16 protein-coding genes, 1 tRNA gene and 1 pseudogene are annotated in these 22,449 nt (G+C 63.0%); 9 read left to right on the forward strand and 9 right to left on the reverse strand.

What is annotated here, in order from left to right; genetic code table 11:
• Positions 1–211: 211 nt before the first annotated feature.
• Entirely contained in the window at positions 212–2,050 is a 1,839-nt protein-coding gene (ilvD, locus tag G8E10_RS19800; protein ID WP_167130419.1) for a dihydroxy-acid dehydratase, read from the reverse strand.
• Between the two features lie 318 nt (positions 2,051–2,368).
• Between ilvD and treY the strand changes: the two genes are divergently transcribed.
• Together treY and G8E10_RS19810 are read left to right on the forward strand one after the other, a co-directional pair.
• On the forward strand, positions 2,369–5,002 hold the full coding sequence (gene treY, locus G8E10_RS19805) for a malto-oligosyltrehalose synthase (RefSeq protein WP_167130420.1): 2,634 nt from the start codon (positions 2,369–2,371) through the stop codon (positions 5,000–5,002).
• 99 nt (positions 5,003–5,101) lie between these two features.
• Positions 5,102–6,616, forward strand: coding sequence for a phospholipase D-like domain-containing protein (locus tag G8E10_RS19810; protein WP_343289833.1), 1,515 nt, complete (start codon positions 5,102–5,104; stop codon positions 6,614–6,616).
• Between the two features lie 25 nt (positions 6,617–6,641).
• On the opposite strand, the gene G8E10_RS19815 is transcribed toward G8E10_RS19810, so the two are convergent.
• Complete coding sequence (locus G8E10_RS19815) at positions 6,642–7,613, reverse strand: lysylphosphatidylglycerol synthase domain-containing protein (RefSeq protein WP_167130422.1); 972 nt, start codon at positions 7,611–7,613, stop codon at positions 6,642–6,644.
• A 140-nt stretch (positions 7,614–7,753) separates the two neighbouring features.
• Between G8E10_RS19815 and G8E10_RS19820 the strand changes: the two genes are divergently transcribed.
• A complete protein-coding gene (locus tag G8E10_RS19820) occupies positions 7,754–8,560 on the forward strand; it encodes an endonuclease/exonuclease/phosphatase family protein (protein ID WP_167130423.1) in 807 nt (268 codons plus the stop codon).
• 63 nt (positions 8,561–8,623) lie between these two features.
• The gene (locus tag G8E10_RS19825; RefSeq protein WP_092935720.1) at positions 8,624–8,809 is read left to right on the forward strand and encodes a hypothetical protein; all 186 of its coding nucleotides are present in this window, start codon (positions 8,624–8,626) and stop codon (positions 8,807–8,809) included.
• Between the two features lie 77 nt (positions 8,810–8,886).
• On the opposite strand, the gene G8E10_RS19830 is transcribed toward G8E10_RS19825, so the two are convergent.
• The 5 genes from G8E10_RS19830 to cpdR1 all read right to left on the reverse strand — a co-directional run bounded on the left by G8E10_RS19830 (position 8,887) and on the right by cpdR1 (position 11,304).
• Positions 8,887–9,114, reverse strand: coding sequence for a hypothetical protein (locus tag G8E10_RS19830; protein WP_110800812.1), 228 nt, complete (start codon positions 9,112–9,114; stop codon positions 8,887–8,889).
• A gap of 203 nt (positions 9,115–9,317) precedes the next feature.
• A complete protein-coding gene (locus G8E10_RS19835; RefSeq protein ID WP_167130424.1) occupies positions 9,318–9,755 on the reverse strand; it encodes a plastocyanin/azurin family copper-binding protein in 438 nt (145 codons plus the stop codon).
• Between the two features lie 162 nt (positions 9,756–9,917).
• Entirely contained in the window at positions 9,918–10,592 is a 675-nt protein-coding gene (locus G8E10_RS26090) for a BrnA antitoxin family protein (RefSeq protein ID WP_281517693.1), read from the reverse strand.
• A 168-nt stretch (positions 10,593–10,760) separates the two neighbouring features.
• Positions 10,761–10,835 (reverse strand) — tRNA-Val (locus G8E10_RS19850).
• Positions 10,836–10,941: 106 nt separating this feature from the next.
• Positions 10,942–11,304: a response regulator CpdR1 gene (gene cpdR1 / locus G8E10_RS19855; protein ID WP_018327941.1), complete on the reverse strand. Its 363-nt coding sequence runs from the start codon at positions 11,302–11,304 to the stop codon at positions 10,942–10,944.
• Between the two features lie 220 nt (positions 11,305–11,524).
• On the opposite strand from cpdR1, the gene G8E10_RS19860 reads away from it, so the two are divergent.
• A complete protein-coding gene (locus G8E10_RS19860) occupies positions 11,525–12,409 on the forward strand; it encodes an N-formylglutamate amidohydrolase (protein ID WP_167130445.1) in 885 nt (294 codons plus the stop codon).
• A 403-nt stretch (positions 12,410–12,812) separates the two neighbouring features.
• The gene (gene hisN, locus G8E10_RS19865; protein ID WP_132665239.1) at positions 12,813–13,586 is read left to right on the forward strand and encodes a histidinol-phosphatase; all 774 of its coding nucleotides are present in this window, start codon (positions 12,813–12,815) and stop codon (positions 13,584–13,586) included.
• A 13-nt stretch (positions 13,587–13,599) separates the two neighbouring features.
• On the opposite strand, the gene G8E10_RS19870 is transcribed toward hisN, so the two are convergent.
• Positions 13,600–14,601, reverse strand: a complete 1,002-nt coding sequence (locus tag G8E10_RS19870) for an alpha/beta fold hydrolase (RefSeq protein WP_425530858.1) — start codon at positions 14,599–14,601, stop codon at positions 13,600–13,602.
• Between the two features lie 714 nt (positions 14,602–15,315).
• On the opposite strand from G8E10_RS19870, the gene G8E10_RS19875 reads away from it, so the two are divergent.
• Complete coding sequence (locus tag G8E10_RS19875; RefSeq protein WP_110730292.1) at positions 15,316–15,792, forward strand: Hsp20 family protein; 477 nt, start codon at positions 15,316–15,318, stop codon at positions 15,790–15,792.
• A gap of 63 nt (positions 15,793–15,855) precedes the next feature.
• On the opposite strand, the gene G8E10_RS19880 is transcribed toward G8E10_RS19875, so the two are convergent.
• The gene (locus G8E10_RS19880; RefSeq protein WP_110730180.1) at positions 15,856–16,911 is read right to left on the reverse strand and encodes a threonine aldolase family protein; all 1,056 of its coding nucleotides are present in this window, start codon (positions 16,909–16,911) and stop codon (positions 15,856–15,858) included.
• Between the two features lie 289 nt (positions 16,912–17,200).
• On the opposite strand from G8E10_RS19880, the gene G8E10_RS19885 reads away from it, so the two are divergent.
• Both G8E10_RS19885 and gltB read left to right on the forward strand, forming a co-directional pair.
• Positions 17,201–17,362, forward strand: coding sequence for a hypothetical protein (locus G8E10_RS19885; RefSeq protein ID WP_165929853.1), 162 nt, complete (start codon positions 17,201–17,203; stop codon positions 17,360–17,362).
• 250 nt (positions 17,363–17,612) lie between these two features.
• A pseudogene (gltB, locus tag G8E10_RS19890) lies at positions 17,613–22,253 on the forward strand (glutamate synthase large subunit); the annotation flags it as partial.
• Positions 22,254–22,449: the final 196 nt, after the last annotated feature.

Genomic DNA, 22,449 nt, shown 5'->3' on the forward strand with positions numbered 1-22,449 from the left:
CGTAAGTTTCGAATCTCATACATGATCCGCCCGCACCGGCAGGCAGGTATGACTCTCAAGAGGAGGAAAGCGGGCCTGCGGTCGGCGCAGGCCCGGATGGCTCGGTCTAGAGCGTTTCCGCGTTTTTCCGAATCGCGAAAACCCTCTATCTCATTGTTTCAACGCAATTCCGGACGCAAAACCGCTGCGCACTTTTGCTGGAGGAATTGCCCTAATCCGGCAGGATGCGCACAGCGCCCTTGTCGGCCGAGGTTGCGAAGGCGGCATAGGCCTTCAGCGCCGTCGTCACCTTGCGCTTGCGCAGCTCGGTCGGCTTCCAGCCATTGGCGTCCTGCTCGGTGCGGCGCAACGCCAGTTCGTCCTCGGACACGCGCAGCGAGATCGTGCGGTTGGGGATGTCGATGTCGATCATGTCACCCTCGCGCACGAGGCCGATCAGGCCGCCATTCGCCGCTTCCGGCGAGACATGGCCGATGGAGAGGCCGGAGGTGCCGCCCGAGAAGCGGCCGTCGGTGATGAGCGCGCAGGCCTTGCCGAGGCCCTTCGACTTCAGATAGCTCGTGGGATAGAGCATTTCCTGCATGCCGGGGCCGCCCTTCGGGCCTTCGTAGCGGATGACGACGACGTCGCCGGCGACGACCTGGTTGGACAGGATCGCCTTCACCGAGGCGTCCTGGCTTTCGAAGACGCGAGCGGGACCGGAGAATTTCAGGATCGACTCGTCCACGCCGGCCGTCTTCACGATGCAGCCGTCGAGCGCGATGTTGCCCTTGAGCACGGCAAGGCCGCCATCCTTGGAGAACGGGTGCTGTGCGTCGCGGATAACGCCCTTTTCACGGTCGAAATCGAGTTCCTTCCAGCGGGCGCTCTGGCTGAAGGCGACCTGCGTCGGCACGCCGCCGGGCGCTGCGGAGAAGAGTTCGAGAGCTGCCGGATTGTCGGTGACGGCGATATCCCACTGCGACAGCGCGTCGCCGAGGGTCTTTGCATGCACCGTCGGCAGGTCGGCATTGATGAGGCCGGCGCGGTTGAGCTCGCCGAGGATCGCCATGATGCCGCCGGCGCGGTGCACGTCTTCCATGTGCACGTCGGCCTTGGCCGGCGCTACCTTGGAGAGGCAGGGCACCTTGCGCGACAGGCGGTCGATATCGTCGAGGTTGAAGTCGATCTCGCCCTCGTGGGCGGCCGCCAAGATGTGCAGGACGGTGTTGGTCGAGCCGCCCATGGCGATATCGAGCGCCATGGCGTTCTCGAAGGCGCCCTTCGAGGCGATCGTGCGCGGCAGCGCGGTTTCGTCGTCGCCTTCGTAATAGCGCTTGGTCAGGCCGACGATGGTGCGGCCGGCTTCCAGGAACAGCTTTTCGCGATCCGAATGCGTGGCGAGCGTCGAGCCGTTGCCGGGCAGGGACAGGCCGAGAGCTTCCGTCAGACAGTTCATGGAATTGGCGGTGAACATGCCGGAGCAGGAGCCGCAGGTCGGGCAGGCCGAGCGCTCGATGGTCTGGACGTCCTCGTCCGACATCTTGTCGTCGGCCGCGGCCACCATGGCGTCCACGAGGTCGAGCGCATGGATCTTGCCGTCAGACAGGAGAACCTTGCCGGCTTCCATCGGGCCGCCGGAGACGAAGATGGTGGGGATGTTGAGGCGCAGCGAGGCCATCAGCATGCCGGGGGTGATCTTGTCGCAGTTGGAAATGCAGACCATGGCGTCGGCGCAATGCGCATTGACCATGTACTCGACGCTGTCGGCGATGATCTCGCGGGATGGCAGCGAATAGAGCATGCCATCGTGACCCATGGCGATGCCGTCATCGACCGCGATGGTGTTGAATTCCTTGGCGACGCCGCCGGACGCCTCGATCTCGCGGGCGACCAGCTGGCCGAGGTCTTTCAGATGTACGTGGCCCGGCACGAACTGGGTGAAGGAATTGACCACGGCGATGATCGGCTTGCCGAAGTCGCTGTCCTTCATGCCTGTGGCGCGCCACAGGCCGCGGGCGCCGGCCATGTTGCGGCCGTGGGTGGTGGTTCTGGAGCGATAAGCTGGCATGGCGTTTCCTCGAAGCGTTTATGAGGCTCGGGCGGGGCCTGGTTTGGCTTGGGCGCGACGTCCGACGACAGTTTCGGGGTCTCTAGCGTAAAACAGTCGTCGCGTCACGGTCTTCATACGGCAATCCGGTACGGTGCGATCAGGTTTTTGAACGACCAAGTTCTTCGCATCTGCAAAAGAGTTTGCTCATGCAGCACGTGTGGCGGGAACCAACAGGCGGGGATGCCTGTTGATGCAGCGCCCGCGTGACGGTCCGTCACGTCATCCCGGGTTCCCGTGCCGTTTCGTCCGCTCCTCTCAGAAGGCAGGTCTTCCACGATGACAGTTCCGATCGCCACCTATCGGCTCCAGTTCCGCAACGGCATGACCTTCGACAAGGCCATCACGCTGATCGACCACTGGAGGGCGCTCGGCATCAGCCATCTCTATGCCTCGCCGATCTTTGCTGCGACGGAAGGGTCGACCCATGGTTATGACGTCACAGATCCTAATGCGTTCGACGTGGCGCTCGGCGGACGCGAGGGCTTCGACCGGCTGTCGGCGGCGCTGAAGGCCGCCGATATCGGCCTGATCCTCGATATCGTGCCGAACCATATGGCGGCGTCGCTCGAAAACCACTGGTGGCGGAGCGTGGTTGAATGGGGGGAGCAGAGCCCCTACGCGCATTATTACGACATCGACTGGTCCCGTCCGCTGACCATTGCCGAACTGGGTAAAAGCTTCGACGAAGCGCTGGATGACGCGGAAATCGAAATCCGGCTGGACGAGGTCGCTGGCAATTTGGCACTCGGCTATTACGAAAGCAATATTCCGCTGCACCCGTCGAGCTATAGTGCCGTGCTCGACGGTGCGCCGGGCACGCTCGGCGCGAAGATTTCGGCATTGGCCGCCTCCGCTTCCGCGCAAGAAGACGAGGCGTTCCACCACACGATGCAGACGCTGGTTACGGGCAGTTCGGAGAGTGACCGGAAGGCGCTGTCCTCTTTCCTCGCCGGCCTGCCGGTGGAGCGGGTGAAGGCTGCGCATGACGCACAGGCCTTCCGGCTGGTGCATTGGAAGACGGCGGCGAGCGATCTCAGCTATCGCAGGTTCTTCGAGGTAGCAGGCCTTGCCGGTCTTCGCGTCGAGGCGCCCGACGTCTTCGATGCCGCGCACCGGCTCGTTCTGGAGCTCGTCAAGGACGGTACGGTCGATGGGCTGCGAATCGACCATGTCGATGGTCTCGCCGACCCCGTGGGGTATCTGAAGACGTTGCGCGATGCGGTCGGTCCCGACGTTTATCTCGTGGTCGAAAAGATCATCGAGGAAGACGAGCGTGTTCCCGCAAGCTGGCCCATCGCGGGAACGACCGGCTACGAGTTCATCGCTGCTCTCGCGCACCTGTTCGTGGATTCGGCTCAGGCGAAGACGCTGGACGCGGCCTATGCCGACTTTGCCGGGAGCAAGGACTATGCGGCGATCCTGACGGACGCCAAGCAGCTGATGCTGGATCGCAATTTCGAAGGCGAGATCAAGCGGCTCGTGGCGCTGGCCGGTTCGTCTGTGGGTGAGGCATACGACGCCAAGGCACTGGAGCAGGCGCTGAAGGCCTTGATCACGGCGTTTCCGGTGTACAGGACCTACGGCACGCGCGATGCGCTGGGCGAGGACGACCGCGAGATTCTCGATGGTGCGGCGGAAGAGGCGGCGCGCACGCTGTCCGGCGACAGCCGCGAGGCGCTCGACGCCATCGTCGCGGTGCTCTCGGGTGCGACGGAGGGTGATGCCTTCGAATTCCGCAGCCGGTTCCAGCAGGTGACCGGGCCGATCATGGCGAAAGCCATGGAGGACACCGCCTTCTATCGCTACCACCGCCTTCTCGCTCTCAACGAAGTGGGCGGCAACCCGGCGGAAGCGGAGATGTCGATCGCGCATTTCCATGCCGCCATGCAGCGCCGGGCAGCCGAGCAGCCGCATGCGATCACCACCACCTCGACCCATGACACCAAGCGCGGCGAAGATGCGCGCGCCCGGCTCTATGCCATCAGCGAGGCGCCCGATGTCTGGGCGAAGGCTGTCGCCCGGTGGCATGATATGAATGCCCACCTCATCCAGACGCTCGCCGATGGCCCGGCGCCGGAGCTTGCGGTCGAATGGGCGCTCTACCAGGCGCTGGCCGGTGCCTGGGAGGAGACGTCCGCGACGCCGGACGCAGAAGTGCTTGAAGCGTTCAAGGAACGCTTCTCCGCCTATGTGGAAAAGATGCTGCGCGAGGCGAAGGAACGTAGCGACTGGTCCGAGGTGGACGAGGACTATGAGAACGCCGTGCAGGCCTTTGCCGCCGGACTTCTTTCGCCGGATAACAAGACGTTCCTAAACGATTTCCTCGAGACCGTGCAGCCGTTCGCTGAAGCCGGCTTCGTCAATGGCCTGACCCAGACGCTGGTGAAGATGACGGCGCCGGGCGTGCCGGATGTCTATCAGGGGTCTGAACGCGCCGATTTCAGTCTGGTCGATCCCGACAATCGCCGCATGCCGGATTATCCGGCGATGGCAAGGCTTCTCGAATCAGCAGATGGCTTTCTGTTCGACACCACAGCTCTTGCTTCGGGACAGGCGAAGGTCGCTCTGACCGCTGGGCTGATTGCGGCGCGACGTGCCTCGCCAGACCTGTTTCAGGATGGCGACTATCGCGCACTTGAGGTCTCGGGGGAGGGTTCCGATAGCGTCGTTGCCTATGCCCGCCGGGTGGGCGATGCGGCCGCGATCGTCATTGCGCCCTGCAAGGTGCTGGCATTGCTGGAGAAGGGCGCTCTGGAGCGTGCCTTCGACGCGATCGAGGTATCCCTGCCGGAAGATTTGGCCGACCGTTCGTACCGCAACGTCCTGCAGGGCGGAACGGTCGATGCGGGCCTGGCCCTGCATATGCGCAATATCTCCGGAGCACCCTACATTCTCCTGATCACGGAATAGTTGCCGCCTCAGATCGCATCGCATGGAACTTTCTGACCCTCGTGGCGTTTCGAAGCGCCACGAAGTTTGGCCATGCGTAACGGTCGGGGGGAAGTGCACGTGTTTCATGTCGGCCAGAAGAATGACGGCGATCGTCTCGGCGAGGATTCTTCAAGTGGCGGTGAGACGGGTATCATCCGGATCGGTGAAAATGCCTGGCGTCGGGAGATGGCAGACAAGATCGCCTTCATGATCGATGGCAAGGCGTATTTTCAGACGCTGGATCAGGCGCTGCGGCTTGCTTACCGGCGTATCTGGATCATCGGCTGGGATTTCAGCCCCGACATTCGCCTGACACCCGAAGATCCGGAAAGCCCGACGCTTGGAAGCCTGCTTCTTTCGCTGGTCGAGGCGAAGCCCGAGCTTGAAATCCACATCCTCGTCTGGGCCATGGGGCCGATCTATTCCGGCAAGTCGCTGAAGCTCTTCCGCAAGAAGGGCTGGGCGAGTCATGCCCGCATCCACCTGAATTTCGACACGCATCATCCGCTGCGCGGTTCGCATCACCAGAAGATCGTCTGCATCGACGACACGACCGGCTTCATCGGCGGCATCGATCTGACTGCCCGCCGCTGGGACGACAGCGACCACAAACCGGGTAACCCCCTGCGCGTGACGCCCGATGGCGAGACCTACGAGCCGGTGCACGACATGCAGGCCGCCGTTTCCGGCCCTGCGGCGCGCATGCTCGGCGATATCTGCCGCGAGCGCTGGCTGTCCGCCATGGAGGAGACGATCGCACCCGTCGAAGGCGCGGCCACCGCATGGCCCGAAAGCCTCGTGCCCGCCTTGACCGGGTGCCTGGTCGCGATTGCCCGCACCACGCCGGCGACGATCGGCCATGACGGCATTCACGAGTCCATCCACATGCTGACGGATGCGCTGAAATCGGCGCAGCGCATCGTCTATATCGAGGCGCAGTATCTCGCTGCTTTCGGCATTGCCGATATCCTCATCGAGCGCCTGTCGCGGCCCAATGGCCCCGAAGTGCTGATCGTCGTCACGCGTATCTCGCATGGCTTCATCGAGAAGGTGATGATGGGCACCAATCGCGACCGCCTGATCCGCCGGCTCAAGCGCAATGATCCGCATGACCGTCTGCGGGTGATGTATGCCGTCGTGCCCTGCGACGACGCGGACGGGGAGCAGGAGGTTCTGGTGCATTCCAAGCTCGTCATCATCGACGATCGCTTTCTGCGCCTGGGGTCCTCGAATCTCAACAATCGTTCCGAAGGCATGGACACGGAAGCCGACATGGCGATCGAAGCGGTCAACGAGGATCAGCGTGGCGCCATCGCCGATGTCCGCTATCGGATGCTGGCCGAGCACCTCAACTCCACGCCAGAGGGGGTACGAGACGCCATCCTCAGGCTGAGTTCTCTACATGACGGCGTGGAATCGCTGAACACCGGTCGCCGCGGCCTACGTCACTTTGATATCGATCTCGCCCAAGGCGAGGAGGACCCGTTGCCCGGCACCGATATCGTTGATCCCGCCGGGCCGATCCATCCGATCGACACGCTACGCCGCCGCGCCGGCGCTATCGCCAGCCGCATTTTCGGCCGCGCCTCGTAAAGGGTCGTTCGGCGCTTGACGTCCCTCAGGCCGGCGATCCCGCATGCCGACCCTGTGGCTCATCGCCCCTGCTTGACGTTCCCTCCAAGGTCTTGTCCTTCATCACGATCTCGCTGATCAGAAGGGTCGGAAGACCGATGGCGAGCGGGATGAAGTAATAGATCACCCGGAAGGCGATGACCGCGGCGACGGACTCCGCGCCCGGCAGGATATGCGCGACCGTCGCCTCCAGCACGCCGATGCCCCCGGGGACGTGGCTGATGATCGCAGCGACGTTTGCGATGATCGAAACGGAAGCGACCTTGAGGTAGCCGGCCTCGGCAAAAGCCGAGAGCATCTGGTGCAGGCTTGCCGCCACGAAGGCAAAATTGAGCGTTCCCACGACGATCTGTGCCGCGGCGATCGGCAGCTTCGGCAGGTCGAAGCTCCAGTCCCTGATCGTCAGCGGCTTTCGCACGAAGGCCGATAGAACAAGGTAGATGACGGGGGCGATCAGGGACGCGATGCCGATGGCAAAGACGGCGCTGCGGCTGAGCCCGGTCATGTCGGCCGCATCCTGCGGGCGAAGCAGCAGGCTGGCGCCACCAAGGGTCATGAGCCCCAGCGCGACGGTGACGCCGCAGAACAACACGATCTTTGCCACATCTTCGGCCGTCAGCCCCCAGCGTGCATAATAGCGATACCGGACGGCACCGCTGCTGAGAGCGGCGACGCCGACATTGTGCCCAATGGACAGGCTGACGAAGGAGGCCAGCGCTGTCTTGTGAAAGGGCAGGCGCTTGCCCGTGTAGCGCACGCCCAGCGCATCGAAGCAGGAAAGGCACGCATAGGAGGCGGCGGCAAAAGCGAGACCGAGAAGCAGATGCGAGACCGGTATGGCCCGCAGCGCGGTCAGGATCTCGTCCAGCGTATACTGACGCAACGTCTGGAAGAGCAGATAGAGGGCGAAGAGAACGGCCGCGACGGCGACCAGGCGGAAGATGATGCGAAGGCTCATTCTGTGGTCGCTCTCTTGAGATACGGACTTAGAAAACAGTGAAGGGGACGTTGTGAATGTCCCGTACACCGCAACGCAGCACGCATTCGCCACTGCATCATCGCACGGAACGAATTGGGGCCCCTCCGGGTTCCCTCGCCATGTCCGAACACGATATCCAGCCTTCGCTCGACCCCGCCGCTGCTACGCTGCCTCAAGCCTCCGGCGTCCTCTCCATCCTCACCTACAATGTCCACAGCTGTATCGGTACCGACCGGCGGATGGACCCGGAACGCATCGCCGAGGTCATCGCCGCGGCGCGACCGGATGTCATCGCGCTGCAGGAACTCGATGTCGGCCGCGCCCGCACCGGGGGCATCGACCAGGCAGCGCGCATCGCCGATCTCCTCAGGATGACGTCGCATTTCCATCCCGCGCTGCATGTGCGCGAGGAGCAGTATGGCGATGCCATCCTGACGGCACTGCCGTCGCGCCTGATCAAGGCCGGACCCATCCCGTCCGTGGGCGAGACGCGCGGCGCGCTCTGGGTGGAGGTCATGGTCGACGGACGCCCCGTGCAGATCTTCAATACGCATTTCGGCCTGAGGCGGGGAGAAAGACGGCAGCAGGCGGAGACGCTTCTCGGAGATGCCTGGATCGGCAACGACGCCTGCCGGGACCAGTCCATTATTTTGACCGGAGATTTCAACGCGATCCCCTCATCGGTCGCCTATGGCCTTCTCAAGCGCCGGCTTCTGCCCGTCCGCGTCGGTGTTGGCGCTGGCAGTGCTACGGGGATGAGGATGGCACCGACCTTCCCCTCGCGCTTTCCGCTCCTGCGCCTCGACCATATCTTCGTCTCCGAAGGGATAGAGACGATCACAACGGGCCCTGTGCGCACGCCGCTTTCGCGGATCGCGTCCGATCACCTGCCGCTGCAGGCAAGCCTGAGGATCGGCGGTTCGTAAACCTTCGGAACCTTCGCCAGACCGGGCCGTTAGTCTCGCGAACGTAATGGAAAGGATGAGATCATGCCAAATCGTGACCCACTTCCGACGCCCGAAACCGATACGCCACGGGGCCCAACGTCGACACCGGGTGTCCCCGATCGCGGACAGGACCCATCACCGGTGCCACCCGTGATCGCCCCGGGCGATACGAAGAACCCGAATGATCCGGCCCTGCTGCCGATCGGAGATCCCGCCGGGATCGCCTGAAACGGAAGCAAGATTCCTATATATGACAAAGGGCCTTTACAGAAATGTAGAGGCCCTTTTTAGGATGATGCACCCTTTCAAAGACTGCCCTCCCCTTTGAAATAGCCCGGATATTGTACGAATTCGGGGTCGGGTTTTCCCGGAACCGGCGAAGGTGGCGTCTCGCCTTCCTCCTCATCCGCCAGAAAACCGTGCGTGCGCATCCATTCGCGAAGGATGCGACGGACCGCTTCGTCACGCGAGATGTTCTGCTGACGGGCGTGGGCGGCAAGGGCTGTTTCGAGATCGGTGGGGAGGGTCGTCATGTGGCAAGCCTCTCGGGTCTGGTGTCGATGCCGGACAACGTCTGCGTGTCCGGATCGTTCCCGATCCTCCCGAGACCACCAGTGAACGGGCGGCGGCATCGTCCGCCGCTTCAAAGCCCATCCATTCGGCAGGCTGGCCTGCGGCGCAGCGAACCGATATCCACTGCGCCGTTCCGTTAACGATATGAAAAGGCAACGTCGTCTTACGGTGTCACCGTCAGCTTGTCCTGCATGCCTGCCTCGTAGTGACCCTTGATGTTGCAGAATACCAGATAGGTTCCCGCCTTCAGGCGCGTCTTCAACTGGCCATCGGCACCCGGCTTCAGGTCCTCCACCTCGCCGAGGCTCTTCAGCTTGCTTTCATCGACCCGGTGCTTGGTCACCTCCAACGGGATTTTCTGGTCGGCGGATTTCAGCCGCACGACGATCATCTCGTGCTCCTCGCCGACGGCGGCATTGTGCACGCTGAAGACGGTGGCCCCAGCCTTGACGGTCGCGGGCTCCAGGCTCAACCCCATGGTACCGCCACCTTCACCGGTTTCCACGACCTTGATCGTGTTTTCGGCAAAGGCCGCTGTGCTAAGAAGCGCACATCCGGCAGCCGTGAAAAGGGAAAGCGCCGTTCGGGACAGGGAGATCATGGGACAATCCTTCAGATAAGACCTCGCGCCGCGCAGGGTGCATCCGCATCCTGCCACGCGAGCGATGATCCTCGCTGACGGACCCTGTCGATCAGCCGTCGAAGCCGGGCGGGCTCGATCATTGATATGAAAAGTGTCCCGTTGTCGGCGGCTGCCGGAAGCTCAGAGACCCGCCGCCTTCCGCAGCACATCGTCGATTCTCGACTGCCACCCCTTGCCCGTTGCCTTGAAGGCGTCAATGACCTCCGGGGAAAGTCTGATCGAAATCTGTTGCTTCGGCTTCTCGACGGCCGGCCGTCCGCGTTTTGCTTTCTCCCCATCGATGCTGGCAGCAAGATCAGGGAATACCTCGCGGAAAGGCTTTGCCGTCTTCCCTTCGTCAGGCTGGAGGGGGCGTTCGATGTCGGGATCGGGACCGATCAACTCGCCCGTCGCATCCTCGATCCACCAGCCGTCCGCGTCCTGATGAACGCCGCCGGCGCGAATGATCGCCTGCATCTGATCATTGTAGATCTGCCAGCGCCGCAGCATTTCGGCATCGTCGTTCTCACCAAGGTCTTTCGTCACAAAACTGGGCCATGTCTTCGGCATGAGCTTATGTCCTTTCCGTGCGGTTTGCCCGGCGCATGGAGATAACCGACAGGGCTTACGAGCCGAGGGGGCGGAAAACAACCGCGACGACCAACGCGCCGTTAAATCACCGATGGCGAGGAACCGTCCATCTTTCGCGCTCTCGATGCGGGCGGTTTCGAAGAACGCGATCGTCAGGTCCGCGAAGTCGAAGCCGTGCTTGGAGATGTTTGAAAGACGCTTGGGTTCATCGTACGTGATTTTCATGTGATTAAACGTATCACATAAATCAAGGCGCGCAATAAAGGCTAATCCAAAAGACGGAGTAAATGCTTTTCGACAACGCTGACAAGCGGCCTCCGCAAGATTGCGTGCCAGTCCCCGGAAACGGAAAAATCCGCCGAAGCGGATTTCTCAACGTATTCGAGATTAGGATGGTGGGCGTGACAGGGATTGAACCTGTGACCCCTACGATGTCAACGTAGTGCTCTCCCGCTGAGCTACACGCCCATCCGTGCCGCGCATAGACCACAAACCTTTTTGAGCGTCAACAGGCATCGTGATGCTTTTTTGACAAAAGAGGTGGGCCGGTGCGGGGGCTGGTGCCGGCGCCTTGTCAGGCAGCTAGCATCTTGTTCACTTCGTCGACCAGGTCGCGCAGGTGGAAAGGCTTGGAGAGGACCTTGGCGTCCTTTGGAGCCTTGCTGTCGGGGTTCAGCGCCACGGCGGCGAAGCCGGTGATGAACATCACCTTCAGGTCCGGGTCGAGTTCGGTCGCGCGGCGCGCGAGTTCGATCCCGTCCATTTCCGGCATGACGATGTCGGTGAGGAGGAGCGAGAAGGGCTCTTCGCGCAGCCGGTCGTAGGCACTGGCGCCGTTATCGAAGGAAAGGACCTTGTAACCGGCTTTTTCCAGCGCCTTCACCAGGAAACGGCGCATGTCGTTGTCGTCTTCTGCGAGGAGAATTTTGGGACTCATGGATTTCCAGCCGTTGCTGTCTAGGTCTTAATGATACTGACGGGAAGGTGCGGTCGCCTCATGAAACCGTTTCGGAGTAAATATCCCGTGAAGACCGGCCGTCAAGGGCCGGGCGCCACGCGAGCCCGCAACCCTCGTGAGGGGCGACTATGGACACAGATGCGGCCAACTGGCAACATGAACGAAGCGGCAAGATGACGACATGGTAAAAAGGATCGCGATGGAGGAGACGGTTCGGGAGCACGACCTGTTTTGCGTTCGCGAGCCGGACCATCAGCGAATTCCCTTTGTTTTCAACTCTCCGCACAGCGGCAGGCTCTATAGCGACGCGTTTCTGGCGCAGTCGCGGCTCGATGCGCGCACGATTCGCCGCTCCGAGGATCATTATGTGGATGAGCTTTTCGGCCGTGCGGTCGGGCTCGGCGCACCGATGCTGGTCGCGCATTTCCCCAGGGCTTTTCTCGACGTCAATCGCGAACCTTACGAGCTCGATCCACGCATGTTCGACGGTGCATTGCCGCCGCATGCCAATATCAGCTCCATGCGGGTCGCCGGCGGCCTCGGCACCGTGCCGCGGCTCGTTGCCGAAAACATGGAGATCTACCGCTCCCGCCTGCCGGTCGAGGATGCGCTGGAGCGGATTGAGACGATCTACAAGCCGTATCATGCGACGCTTCGGCGGCTGATCGCGCGCACCCATGTGCTGTTCGGGCGGGCGATCCTGATCGATTGCCATTCCATGCCGGGCAATGTCCGTGTGGCGGGCAGCAGCATGCGGCCGGATATCATCATCGGCGATCGCTACGGCACCAGTGCGTCTGCCGATCTCTCCCGTATGGCGGTGACGCTGCTGGAGGATCTCGGCTTCACGGTGACGCGCAACAAGCCCTATGCCGGCGGGTTCATCACCGAGCACTACGGGCGTCCGAGGCGGGGCCTGCATGCGCTGCAGATCGAGATCAATCGCGGGCTCTATGTGGACGAGACGACGCTCGTGAAGAAGCCGGAATTCGACTGGCTGGCGCATATTCTCGGAACGTTCTTCGCGGAATTCGCAGCCCATGTGGAGAGCTCGACCGAGAGCCTGCCGCTCGCCGCGGAATAGCGCGCTCAAGGTGTCTCCCGATATGCGCGATCCGGTTCTGCCATAGGTGGCGACCGGCAAAAAAAACCGCGCTTGTGGCGCGGCTAAGTCTAGGGAGGAAACACCCAAGGAGGGTATTTACAGCCACGAGTGACTGTAAGGCGAGTTTGATATTGCGGCGCACAATTGTCAAGGCCACTTTGCCGCGCGTGACGAATCGGCGGCGGGCTAAGCCTTAGCTTTCGCAAAAGAATTTCTGACTTTGCCCAATCATTGAGCGGAAATTTCGGCATGGCGTGCGAATGTGCATATGTCTTGTGCGGATCGCCTGAAAACTGCTGAAATCTTGTTCTGCATTTTCTTTTGAAAAAATTCGTCTAAGCATCCTCAGGTCGATCTTCACGCCCATCTCCAGGAGAGTGCCATGTTGCCGGACCGCCCGTTCTTCGATCGCCTTGCAGATGCAGCCAAGGCGGAGACGTTGCCGCGGTTTCGCATGGGAATCGGTGTTTCAAACAAGCTGGAGAGCGGGTTCGATCCTGTGACGGAAGGCGACCAGGCGGCGGAGCGGGCGATCCGGGCGCTGATCGAGGACGCTTTTCCGGAGCACGGCATCCTTGGCGAGGAATACGGCACCGTGGGTGCGGATCGCGATTACGTCTGGGTCATCGATCCGATCGACGGCACGCGCGCCTTTATCTCCGGCCTGCCGGTCTGGGGCACGCTGATCGGTCTCTACCACAAGGGCCGGGCCGTGATGGGGCTGATGGATCAGCCTTTCACCGGCGAGCGCTTCTTTGCAGCCGATGGCGTCACGCATTACCGGGGGCCGGAGGGCGAGCGGACGCTGGCCACGCGCGACTGCGCGTCGTTGTCGGAAGCCACGATGTTCACGACCTCGCCCACACTTTACCACGGCGACATCAAGACGAAATTCGAGGCGGTGCAGGACAAGGTGCGCCTCGCCCGCTACGGCTGCGATTGCTATGCCTTTGCACTGCTGGCGGCCGGGCATATCGATCTCGTCATCGAAGCAGGCCTGAAGCCCTACGATGTCGGCGGGCTCATTCCGCTGATCGAGCAGGCCGGCGGCATCGTCACCGACTGGAACGGCGGGCGCGCGGAAATGGGTGGCGAGGTGATCGCGGCGGGAAGTGCGGCGCTCCACGCCGAGGCTCTGGCGATCCTCCGGGGCTGACCCGCAAAGAGGCTCAGAGCACGAGCATGTCGTCGCCGCTCAGGCTTTCCGTCACGTCGGGGCCCGTGCTGCCGGGTATGAAGGCTTCGATCGCCGCGATCGCCTGCGCACGGTAGCGGTCGTCCTCCTGGAAGACCTCGTGGCGGGCGCCGTCGATGGGGATGAGCGTGGCGGCGCGGAAGTTGCGGGCCAGCGCCTCGATGGCGGCATAGGGCACCAGACGGTCGCGCGTGGGGGCGAGCAGCAGCGTTGGTACCGTAATGCGCGTCAGGTGCTCGCGGCGCGTGACGCGGCGGATGGCGCGAAAGGTTTCGTGCAGCCAGCGCGCGCTCGGGGGTCCCAGTGCAAGTTCGGGATGCGCCTGCGCAATCTCGGCGTTGCGGGTGTAGCGCACGGGGTCCGAGGAAACGAGGTTCTGCGGAAAGAGCATGGGCCGTTCCTTCGAGAGGGCCAGGGCGCCCAGGCCGAACAGGCTGAAGGCAGCCGAGAGCAGGCCGATCTTGCCATGGCTCATGCGCTGGTTGCCCAGCGCCACGAACGGCGCATTCAGGACCATGCGGTCGATCCGCGTTGCCAGTCGCGGGGCCTGTGCCAGCGCCACCAGCGCGCCCATGGAGTGGGCAACGAGGAAGAATGGCAGGCGCGTATCCGGCAGCACGATCTTTTCGAGGAAGATCGACAGGTCCTCCTCGTAATCGGAAAAGCGGCGCACATGGCCGCGGCGCAGCTGCTTCAGCAGGCGCTCCGATCCCGCCTGTCCTCGCCAGTCGAACGTCGCCACCCAGAGGCCGCGGGCGAGCAGATCGCCGATCATCTCGAAATATTTCTCGATCGATTCATTCCGACCGTGGAGGAGAACGACGGTGCCCTTGGCCGCGGTGTCGCCGCTGCGGAAGACGGCGTATCGTAGGCGTCGTCCGCCGGCGCCGGTAAAGAAGCCGACGGTGTGCCGGCGCGGATCGGCGGCAGCAGGCGGCAGCGGGTTATCCGGCGTTGGAAACAGGCGCGGCTTCAGAAGCGTTTCATCTTCCGCGCGCGGCACGTCTCCGGATCTGGTCGCTATCGCGGCGACAGCGTTCCCAGGGTTGCCGGTGTCATGTCTTTGCGGAGCGGAGCGTGTCTGCATCTGGGGTTCCCGATCGGCGGTCTCGGCGTCGTGCGGCCGCGCCGTAAGGCGTCATCCTAGACCCGCGGCCTTTCGGGCGAGTGAACGACAGACGACGCGGCCGGACGTCAAGGAATAGTGCGAGCGCGATGGGCGGTCAAAGGATTGTCGTCTGTTCTCCGCTGCGTCCGACCATAAAAAAGGGGCCGGAGCGGCGGGGAACCGCTTCCGGCCCGGAAGGGCGAAACAGGGGCGCAACGGGGAATGCAACCTTTCAGGGACGATCCGGCTGCTGTCTTGCTCCTGTTCCGATGACCCCGTTCTAGCGCAGCTCAGGTGAACCGAAACGGAACCGGCCGTTCATCCCCGGTTTATGTCAGCTTCGGCACGCTCGTATGGTTACGCCATCATGCGAAATCAAGGGCTTGGCTTGATGGCGGGGGACACTGAGAAAATTCCGATGCCTGCGATTTTGTCTCTGGAACGCCTCTTGACGGTCGAAATCGTCATTCCCATCTCATGGTCACGGGCGCCGAAGAGGGCCCGGCCACCGGCCTCGCCATCGCCGCTTACGGGATGACGGGCCAGAGAACCGCAACACGTTGCTCGAATAGTGAGGACACCATGCGTCACGTTGATTTTTCTCCGCTTTACCGCTCCACCGTCGGCTTTGACCGGCTGTTCACCATGCTCGACAGCCTAGGCCAGCCCGACCAGTCGCAGAGCTATCCGCCCTATAATATCGAGCGGACCGGCGACAACACCTACCGGATCACCATGGCGGTTGCCGGTTTCGACGAAAGCGAGCTTTCGATCGAAGCGCGGGAACACACGCTGACGGTCAAGGGCGAGAAGAGCGAGGAGCAGACGGCTGAAAACCAGTTCCTGTATCGCGGCATTGCCAAGCGCGCCTTCGAGCGCCGCTTCCAGCTGGCCGAATATATGGAAATCCGCTCCGCTTCCCTGAAGAACGGCCTGCTGCACATCGATCTCCTGCGCGAGATCCCGGAAGCTGCCAAGCCGCGCCGCATCGAGATTTCGGCCGCGCAGAGCGCACCGAAGCAGATCGAGGCGAACCAGGTGGACGCCAGCGTCAACTGATCGGCTTATCGCCTGATAGAAGAGACGGCGTCCCGAATGGGGCGCCGTTTTTCGTTGTTGCTCTCAAGCGCTGCGGCAGCCTTCGAGGAAGGCATCGACGTCGGCCGGCTCGGTGGCAAAGCTGGTGACCAGGCGATACAGCCCCTCGTCGGTTCCGAGCGTGCCGGCCAGCGCATGCGGCACGGGCCAGTCGTAGAACAGCGCGCCCTTTTCCTTCAGCGCCTCGGCATTGGCGGTCTTCAGGATCACGAAGAGCTCGTTGGCATTCGACGGCCAGGCGAGGCGGGCGCTGTTGCTGTCGGCGATGCCGTCGGCCAGGCGTTTGGCCATGGCATTGGCGTGCCGCGCAAGGTCGAGCCAGAGGTTGTTGTCGAGATAGGCTTCGAGCTGGGCCGAAACGAAGCGGGTCTTGGAGAAGAGCTGGGCCGAGCGCTTGCGCAGATAGGGCATATCGCCGGTCTTTGCGGGATCGAACAGGATTAGCGCTTCGGCGCACCAGCAGCCGTTCTTGGTACCGCCGAAGGAGAGGATATCGACGCCCCGCTTCCAGGTCATTTCTGCCGGTGTCGCATCCAGCGCGACCAGCGCATTGGCAAAGCGCGCGCCGTCCATGTGCAGTGGCAGGTTATAGCGTTGCGCAATCGCGGAAATCGCGGAAATCTCGTCGAGCGTGTAGACCGTGCCGGCCTCCGTCGCCTGTGTCAGCGTCACGGCCATCGGCTGGCCCGCATGAACGAAGCCGGGCGGAAAGCGCTTGATCTCGGCCTCCAGCCGCTCCGGCTCCATCTTGCCGAAGGCGCCATCGACCGGTGCCATGCGCGCGCCGAGCGAGAAGAATTCGGGCGCGCCGCATTCGTCGGAATTCACATGCGCCTCGCGGTGGCAGAAAACGTGGCCGCCGGGGCGGGTGACGCTGGCAAAGGCCAGCGAGTTGGCCGCCGTCCCGGTGCCGACGAAGAACACCGCGACCTCCCGCTCGAACACCTCCGCCAGCATCGCCTCGACCCTGCGGTCGAGCGGGCTGGTGCCATAGGCGGGGGCAAAGCCCGGGGCCGCCTTTACCAGGCTTTCCGCAATGAGAGGATGGGCGCCGGCCCAGTTGTCGGAGGAGAAGATCATGGGGGCTTCCGATGGTCGAGAGAAGAGGGCGGATCCTAAAGCGCATAGGCGCGCCGAACCTTCACACGACCATAATCACCCGGCGTCGGCAATCCAATCCAGACGAGAATGATCAGGACAATTGCAGACCAGTTTGAAACCAAAGGAAAGGCTAGGGCCATTCCGCGCAACATTCTTTCGTCAACCTTGGAAAAGCCGACATTTTCGGATCGATGACGCCGATTATTTAAGCGGTCTCCCTTGCAGTCACCGGAGCTTTCTGGCATAGAGCCTGTGAAATAGGACAGGCTTGCTGTCCTATTTCGGTCTGAAGACCGAATGGCCCGAAGCGCACATCCAAGCAGCGCGGGGCCTGAACAGGGAAACACCGTCTCATGCGGCGAGCGATCGGCTCACCCATGCGGTTGGCTCGATGCCGGTGTTCCCTGTCGAATGGTCGCGGATCATCTGACCCGGCACCGCCAAGCTTCGTTTGCGAGCGGCACAGGATCATGCAACGATAGACCGGGCGTCACAACGCGGTTGAAGCCGCGAGTGCGCCCCGACGACGGCAGGCCCGAGAGAGAAGGGCCGCAACTGGAGGGAAGACGATGACGCAGATCACGCCATCACATGACGCCGCATCCCATCGCGTAGAGGCCCAGGCCACCGCGACGACGACGGCCGTGTTCCCGAAAGCCTTCCCGGAAAACACTTACAAGAGCGGCCTGCCGGCAAAGCAGGGTCTCTACGATCCGCGCAACGAGCACGATGCCTGCGGCGTCGGCTTCGTCGCGCATATGAAGGGCGTCAAGTCGCACCAGATCGTGCGCGACGGCCTGTTCATCCTCGAAAACCTGACGCATCGCGGTGCCGTGGGTGCCGATCCGCTGATGGGCGACGGCGCCGGCATTCTGGTGCAGATCCCGGACCGCTTCTTCCGTGAGGAAATGGCGGCTCAGGGCGTGACCCTGCCGAAGGCGGGCGATTATGCCGTCGGCTATCTGTTCATGCCGCAGGACGAAGCGCAGGTTACGCATTTCAAGCAGGTCATCGCCGATGTCGTTGCTGAAGAGGGGCAGTCGCTGCTCGGCTTCCGCGATGTCCCGGTCGACAATGCCTCGCTGTCGAAGGCGCCGCACATCGCCGCCACAGAGCCGCGTCACGTGCAGGTGTTCATTGGCGCCGGCCGCGATGCCGCGACGAATGCCGAGTTCGAGCGTCGTCTCTTCACGCTGCGCAAGGTCATCTCGAACCGGATTTACGACGCCTACAAGGGTGCGGAAACCGGCTTCTATCCCGTATCGCTGTCGACGAAGACGATCATCTACAAGGGCATGTTCCTCGCCTATCAGGTTGCGGCCTATTTCAAGGATCTGGAAGATCCGCGGTTCGAGAGCGCGGTCGCGCTCGTGCACCAGCGTTTCTCCACAAACACCTTCCCGTCCTGGAAGCTCGCGCACCCCTACCGCATGGTCGCCCATAACGGCGAAATCAACACGCTGCGCTCCAACGTCAACTGGATGGCGGCGCGTCAGGCGTCCGTGTCCTCGCCGCTCTTCGGTGCCGACATCTCCAAGCTGTGGCCGATCTCCTATGAGGGCCAGTCGGACACCGCCTGCTTCGACAACGCGCTCGAATTCCTGGTGCAGGGCGGCTATTCGCTGTCGCATGCGGTGATGATGCTGATCCCCGAGGCCTGGGCCGGCAACCAGCTGATGGGGCCTGAGCGCAAGGCATTCTACGAGTACCATGCCGCCCTGATGGAGCCGTGGGACGGACCGGCCGCGGTCTGTTTCACCGACGGCCGGCAGATCGGCGCGACGCTCGACCGCAACGGCCTGCGTCCGGCCCGCTACCTCGTCACCGATGACGACCGCGTCATCCTCGCCTCCGAAGCCGGCACGCTGCCGGTGCCGGAAGAGAGCATCGTCAAGAAGTGGCGTCTCCAGCCGGGCAAGATGCTGCTGATCGACATGGAAGAAGGCCGTATCATCTCCGACGAGGAGGTGAAGTCCTCGCTCGCCGGCCAGCACCCCTATCGCAAGTGGCTCGACAACACGCAGCTGATCCTCGAGGAACTGAAGCCCGTGGAGCCGCGCGCGCTGCGTCGCGACGTGTCGCTGCTCGATCGCCAGCAGGCCTTCGGTTACACGCTCGAAGACACCAAGATCCTGATGTCGCCGATGGCGACGACGGGTCAGGAAGCGATCGGCTCGATGGGTACGGACACGCCGATCTCGGCCATGTCGTCGAAGTCGAAGCTGCTCTACACCTATTTCAAGCAGAACTTCGCGCAGGTGACCAACCCGCCGATCGACCCGATCCGCGAAGAGCTGGTGATGAGCCTCGTCTCGTTCATCGGGCCGCGGCCGAATATTCTCGACCATGTCGGGGCATCGCATGCCAAGCGACTGGAAGTGCGCCAGCCGATCCTGACCAATGGCGATCTCGAAAAGATCCGCTCTATCGGCCACACGGAAGACCGTTTCGACACCAAGACGCTCGACTTCACCTATGATGTCGCGCGCGGCGCCGAAGGCATGCCGGAAATCCTGGACCGGCTGTGCGAGCGGGCGGAAGCCGCCGTCAAGGGCGGCTACAACATCATCGTGCTCTCCGATCGTCAGGTCGGTCCAGACCGCCTCGCCATTCCTGCGCTGCTCGCGACCGCTGCCGTGCACCACCACCTGATCCGCAAGGGGCTTCGCACCTCGGTCGGCCTCGTGGTGGAATCGGGCGAGCCGCGCGAGATCCACCATTTCGCGCTTCTCGCCGGCTATGGTGCCGAAGCCATCAACCCCTATCTCGCCTTCGACACGCTGACGGACATGCACAAGCGCGGCGAGTTCCCGAAGGAAGTCGACGGCAGCGAGATCGTCTACCGCTACATCAAGGCCGTGGGGAAGGGCATCCTCAAGGTCATGTCCAAGATGGGCATCTCGACCTACCAGTCCTATTGCGGCGGGCAGATCTTCGATGCGGTCGGTCTCTCGAGCGAGCTGATCGAGCGCTACTTCTTCGGCACGGCAACGCAGATCGAAGGCATCGGCCTCAAGGAGATCGCCGAGGAGACCTTCAACCGTCACCAGGCGGCCTTCGGTCCCGATCCGGTGCTGACCAACACGCTGGATGTCGGCGGCGAATATGCCTACCGCATGCGCGGCGAGGGCCATGCCTGGTCGCCGGACTCGATCGCTTCGCTTCAGCATGCCGTGCGCGGCAATGCGCAGGACCGCTACCGCGAGTTCGCCGACATGGTGAACGGCGACGCGTTGCGCATGAACACCATTCGCGGCCTCTTCACCATCAAGGGTGCCGAAGGTCTCGGCCGCACGCCGATCTCGATCGACGAGGTCGAGCCGGCAACCGAGATCGTCAAGCGCTTCTCGACCGGTGCCATGTCGTTCGGCTCCATCTCGCGTGAGGCGCACACGACGCTCGCCATCGCCATGAACCGGATCGGCGGCAAGTCGAACACCGGCGAGGGCGGCGAGGAGAGCGATCGCTACTTCCCGCTCCATGACGGCTCGGCCAACCCGGAACGGTCGGCCATCAAGCAGGTGGCCTCCGGCCGCTTCGGCGTGACGACGGAATATCTGGTCAATGCCGACATGCTGCAGATCAAGGTGGCGCAGGGTGCCAAGCCCGGCGAGGGCGGGCAGCTGCCCGGCCACAAAGTGGACGCGACCGTTGCCAAGACCCGGCATTCGACGCCGGGCGTCGGCCTCATCTCGCCGCCGCCGCACCACGACATCTACTCGATCGAAGATCTGGCGCAGCTGATCTACGACCTGAAGAACGTCAATCCGGAGGCGAACGTTTCCGTTAAGCTCGTCTCGGAAGTCGGCGTCGGCACGGTTGCCGCAGGCGTCGCCAAGGCGCGCGCCGACCATATCACGGTCTCCGGCTATGACGGCGGCACCGGTGCATCGCCGCTGACCTCGCTCAAGCATGCCGGTTCCCCATGGGAAATCGGCCTTGCCGAAACCCACCAGACGCTGGTGCTCAACGGCCTGCGCTCGCGCATAGCCCTGCAGGTGGATGGCGGCCTGAAGACCGGCCGCGACGTCATTATCGGTGCGCTTCTGGGTGCCGACGAGTTCGGCTTCTCCACCGCGCCGCTGATTGCGGCCGGCTGCATCATGATGCGCAAGTGCCACCTGAACACCTGTCCGGTGGGCGTGGCGACGCAGGACCCCGTCCTGCGCAAGCGCTTCAAGGGTGCGCCCGAGCATGTGGTCAACTACTTCTTCTTCGTTGCCGAAGAGGTGCGCGAAATCCTCGCCTCGCTCGGCGTCTCGAAGTTCGACGACATCATCGGCGCTTCGGAACTGCTGGAGAAGGACACGCTGATTTCGCACTGGAAGGCGAACGGGCTGGATTTCTCCAACATCTTCTACAAGGTCGATGCGCCGAAGGCCGCGACCTACTGGACGGAGAGGCAGAACCACCCGATCCACGACATTCTCGACCGCAGGCTGATCGCGGAAGCGATGCCGGCGCTGGAATCCAAGATCCCCGTGAAGATCGAGGCGACGATCAAGAACGTCGACCGGTCGGCTGGCGCGATGCTGTCGGGCGAACTGGCCAAGCGCTGGCGCCACAAGGGGCTGAAGGACGACACGATCTTCGTGACACTGCGCGGCACGGCAGGCCAGTCGTTCGGCGCGTTCCTCGCACGCGGCATCACCTTCGATCTGATTGGCGACGGCAACGACTATGTCGGCAAGGGCCTCTCCGGCGGCCGCATCGTCGTGCGTCCCTCCGAGGCGTCGAAGATCAAGGCGGCGGAGTCGATCATCGTCGGCAACACCGTGCTCTACGGCGCGATCTCGGGCGAGTGCTACTTCAACGGCGTGGCCGGCGAACGCTTCGCCGTGCGCAACTCGGGCGCCATCGCGGTGGTCGAGGGCGTGGGCGACCATGGCTGCGAATACATGACGGGCGGTGTGGTGGTCGTGCTCGGCGAGACGGGCCGCAACTTCGCGGCCGGCATGTCGGGCGGCGTCGCCTATGTGCTGGACGAGAGCGCCGACTTCCCGCAGCGCTGCAACATGGCCATGGTCGAGCTGCAGCCGGTGCCGGAGGAAGACGACATGCTGGAGAAGCTGCATCACCACGGCGGCGATCTCATGCACAAGGGCATGGTGGACGTCTCCGGCGACATGACGCGCCATGACGAGGAGCGGCTGGTGCAGCTCATCTCCAACCATCTCCACTACACGGGTTCGCCCCGCGCCAAGGAGATCCTCGACAACTGGGCGGACTTCCGGCCGAAATTCCGCAAGGTCATGCCGGTCGAGTACCGTCGTGCGCTCGAGGACATGGAGCGGATGAAAATGGCGGAGGCTGCCGAGTAATCGGCGGTCTCGCCCGGGGCGGCGCTGGTCGCGGCCTCGGTTCGACCCTCCGGCGAAGCGTCTTGCCCGATCCTTCAACGGGCAGACAGCGCGCCGATCCGGCCTCTCCTGCGGGTCTTGCCAGGAGCCGATATGGGCGCGCCCGATCCGGCTCGGGCGTTCTCGCGAAAACCCGAAATATGCGCATCCCGACCCG

The organism is Ferranicluibacter rubi (assembly GCF_011603255.1).
Lineage (GTDB): Bacteria > Pseudomonadota > Alphaproteobacteria > Rhizobiales > Rhizobiaceae > Ferranicluibacter > Ferranicluibacter rubi.

Excerpts from the sequence above, each read along its gene's own strand:
- G8E10_RS19875 (WP_110730292.1), top strand. The coding sequence starts at position 15,316 with ATGCGTCACGTTGATTTTTCTCCGCTTTACCGCTCCACCGTCGGCTTT.
- hisN (WP_132665239.1), top strand. The coding sequence starts at position 12,813 with ATGTTGCCGGACCGCCCGTTCTTCGATCGCCTTGCAGATGCAGCCAAG.
- cpdR1 (WP_018327941.1), bottom strand. The coding sequence starts at position 11,304 with ATGAGTCCCAAAATTCTCCTCGCAGAAGACGACAACGACATGCGCCGT.
- G8E10_RS19830 (WP_110800812.1), bottom strand. The coding sequence starts at position 9,114 with ATGACGACCCTCCCCACCGATCTCGAAACAGCCCTTGCCGCCCACGCC.
- G8E10_RS26090 (WP_281517693.1), bottom strand. The coding sequence starts at position 10,592 with ATGAAAATCACGTACGATGAACCCAAGCGTCTTTCAAACATCTCCAAG.
- G8E10_RS19860 (WP_167130445.1), top strand. The coding sequence starts at position 11,525 with ATGGAGGAGACGGTTCGGGAGCACGACCTGTTTTGCGTTCGCGAGCCG.
- G8E10_RS19835 (WP_167130424.1), bottom strand. The coding sequence starts at position 9,755 with ATGATCTCCCTGTCCCGAACGGCGCTTTCCCTTTTCACGGCTGCCGGA.
- ilvD (WP_167130419.1), bottom strand. The coding sequence starts at position 2,050 with ATGCCAGCTTATCGCTCCAGAACCACCACCCACGGCCGCAACATGGCC.
- G8E10_RS19820 (WP_167130423.1), top strand. The coding sequence starts at position 7,754 with ATGTCCGAACACGATATCCAGCCTTCGCTCGACCCCGCCGCTGCTACG.
- G8E10_RS19825 (WP_092935720.1), top strand. The coding sequence starts at position 8,624 with ATGCCAAATCGTGACCCACTTCCGACGCCCGAAACCGATACGCCACGG.
- treY (WP_167130420.1), top strand. The coding sequence starts at position 2,369 with ATGACAGTTCCGATCGCCACCTATCGGCTCCAGTTCCGCAACGGCATG.
- G8E10_RS19880 (WP_110730180.1), bottom strand. The coding sequence starts at position 16,911 with ATGATCTTCTCCTCCGACAACTGGGCCGGCGCCCATCCTCTCATTGCG.
- G8E10_RS19815 (WP_167130422.1), bottom strand. The coding sequence starts at position 7,613 with ATGAGCCTTCGCATCATCTTCCGCCTGGTCGCCGTCGCGGCCGTTCTC.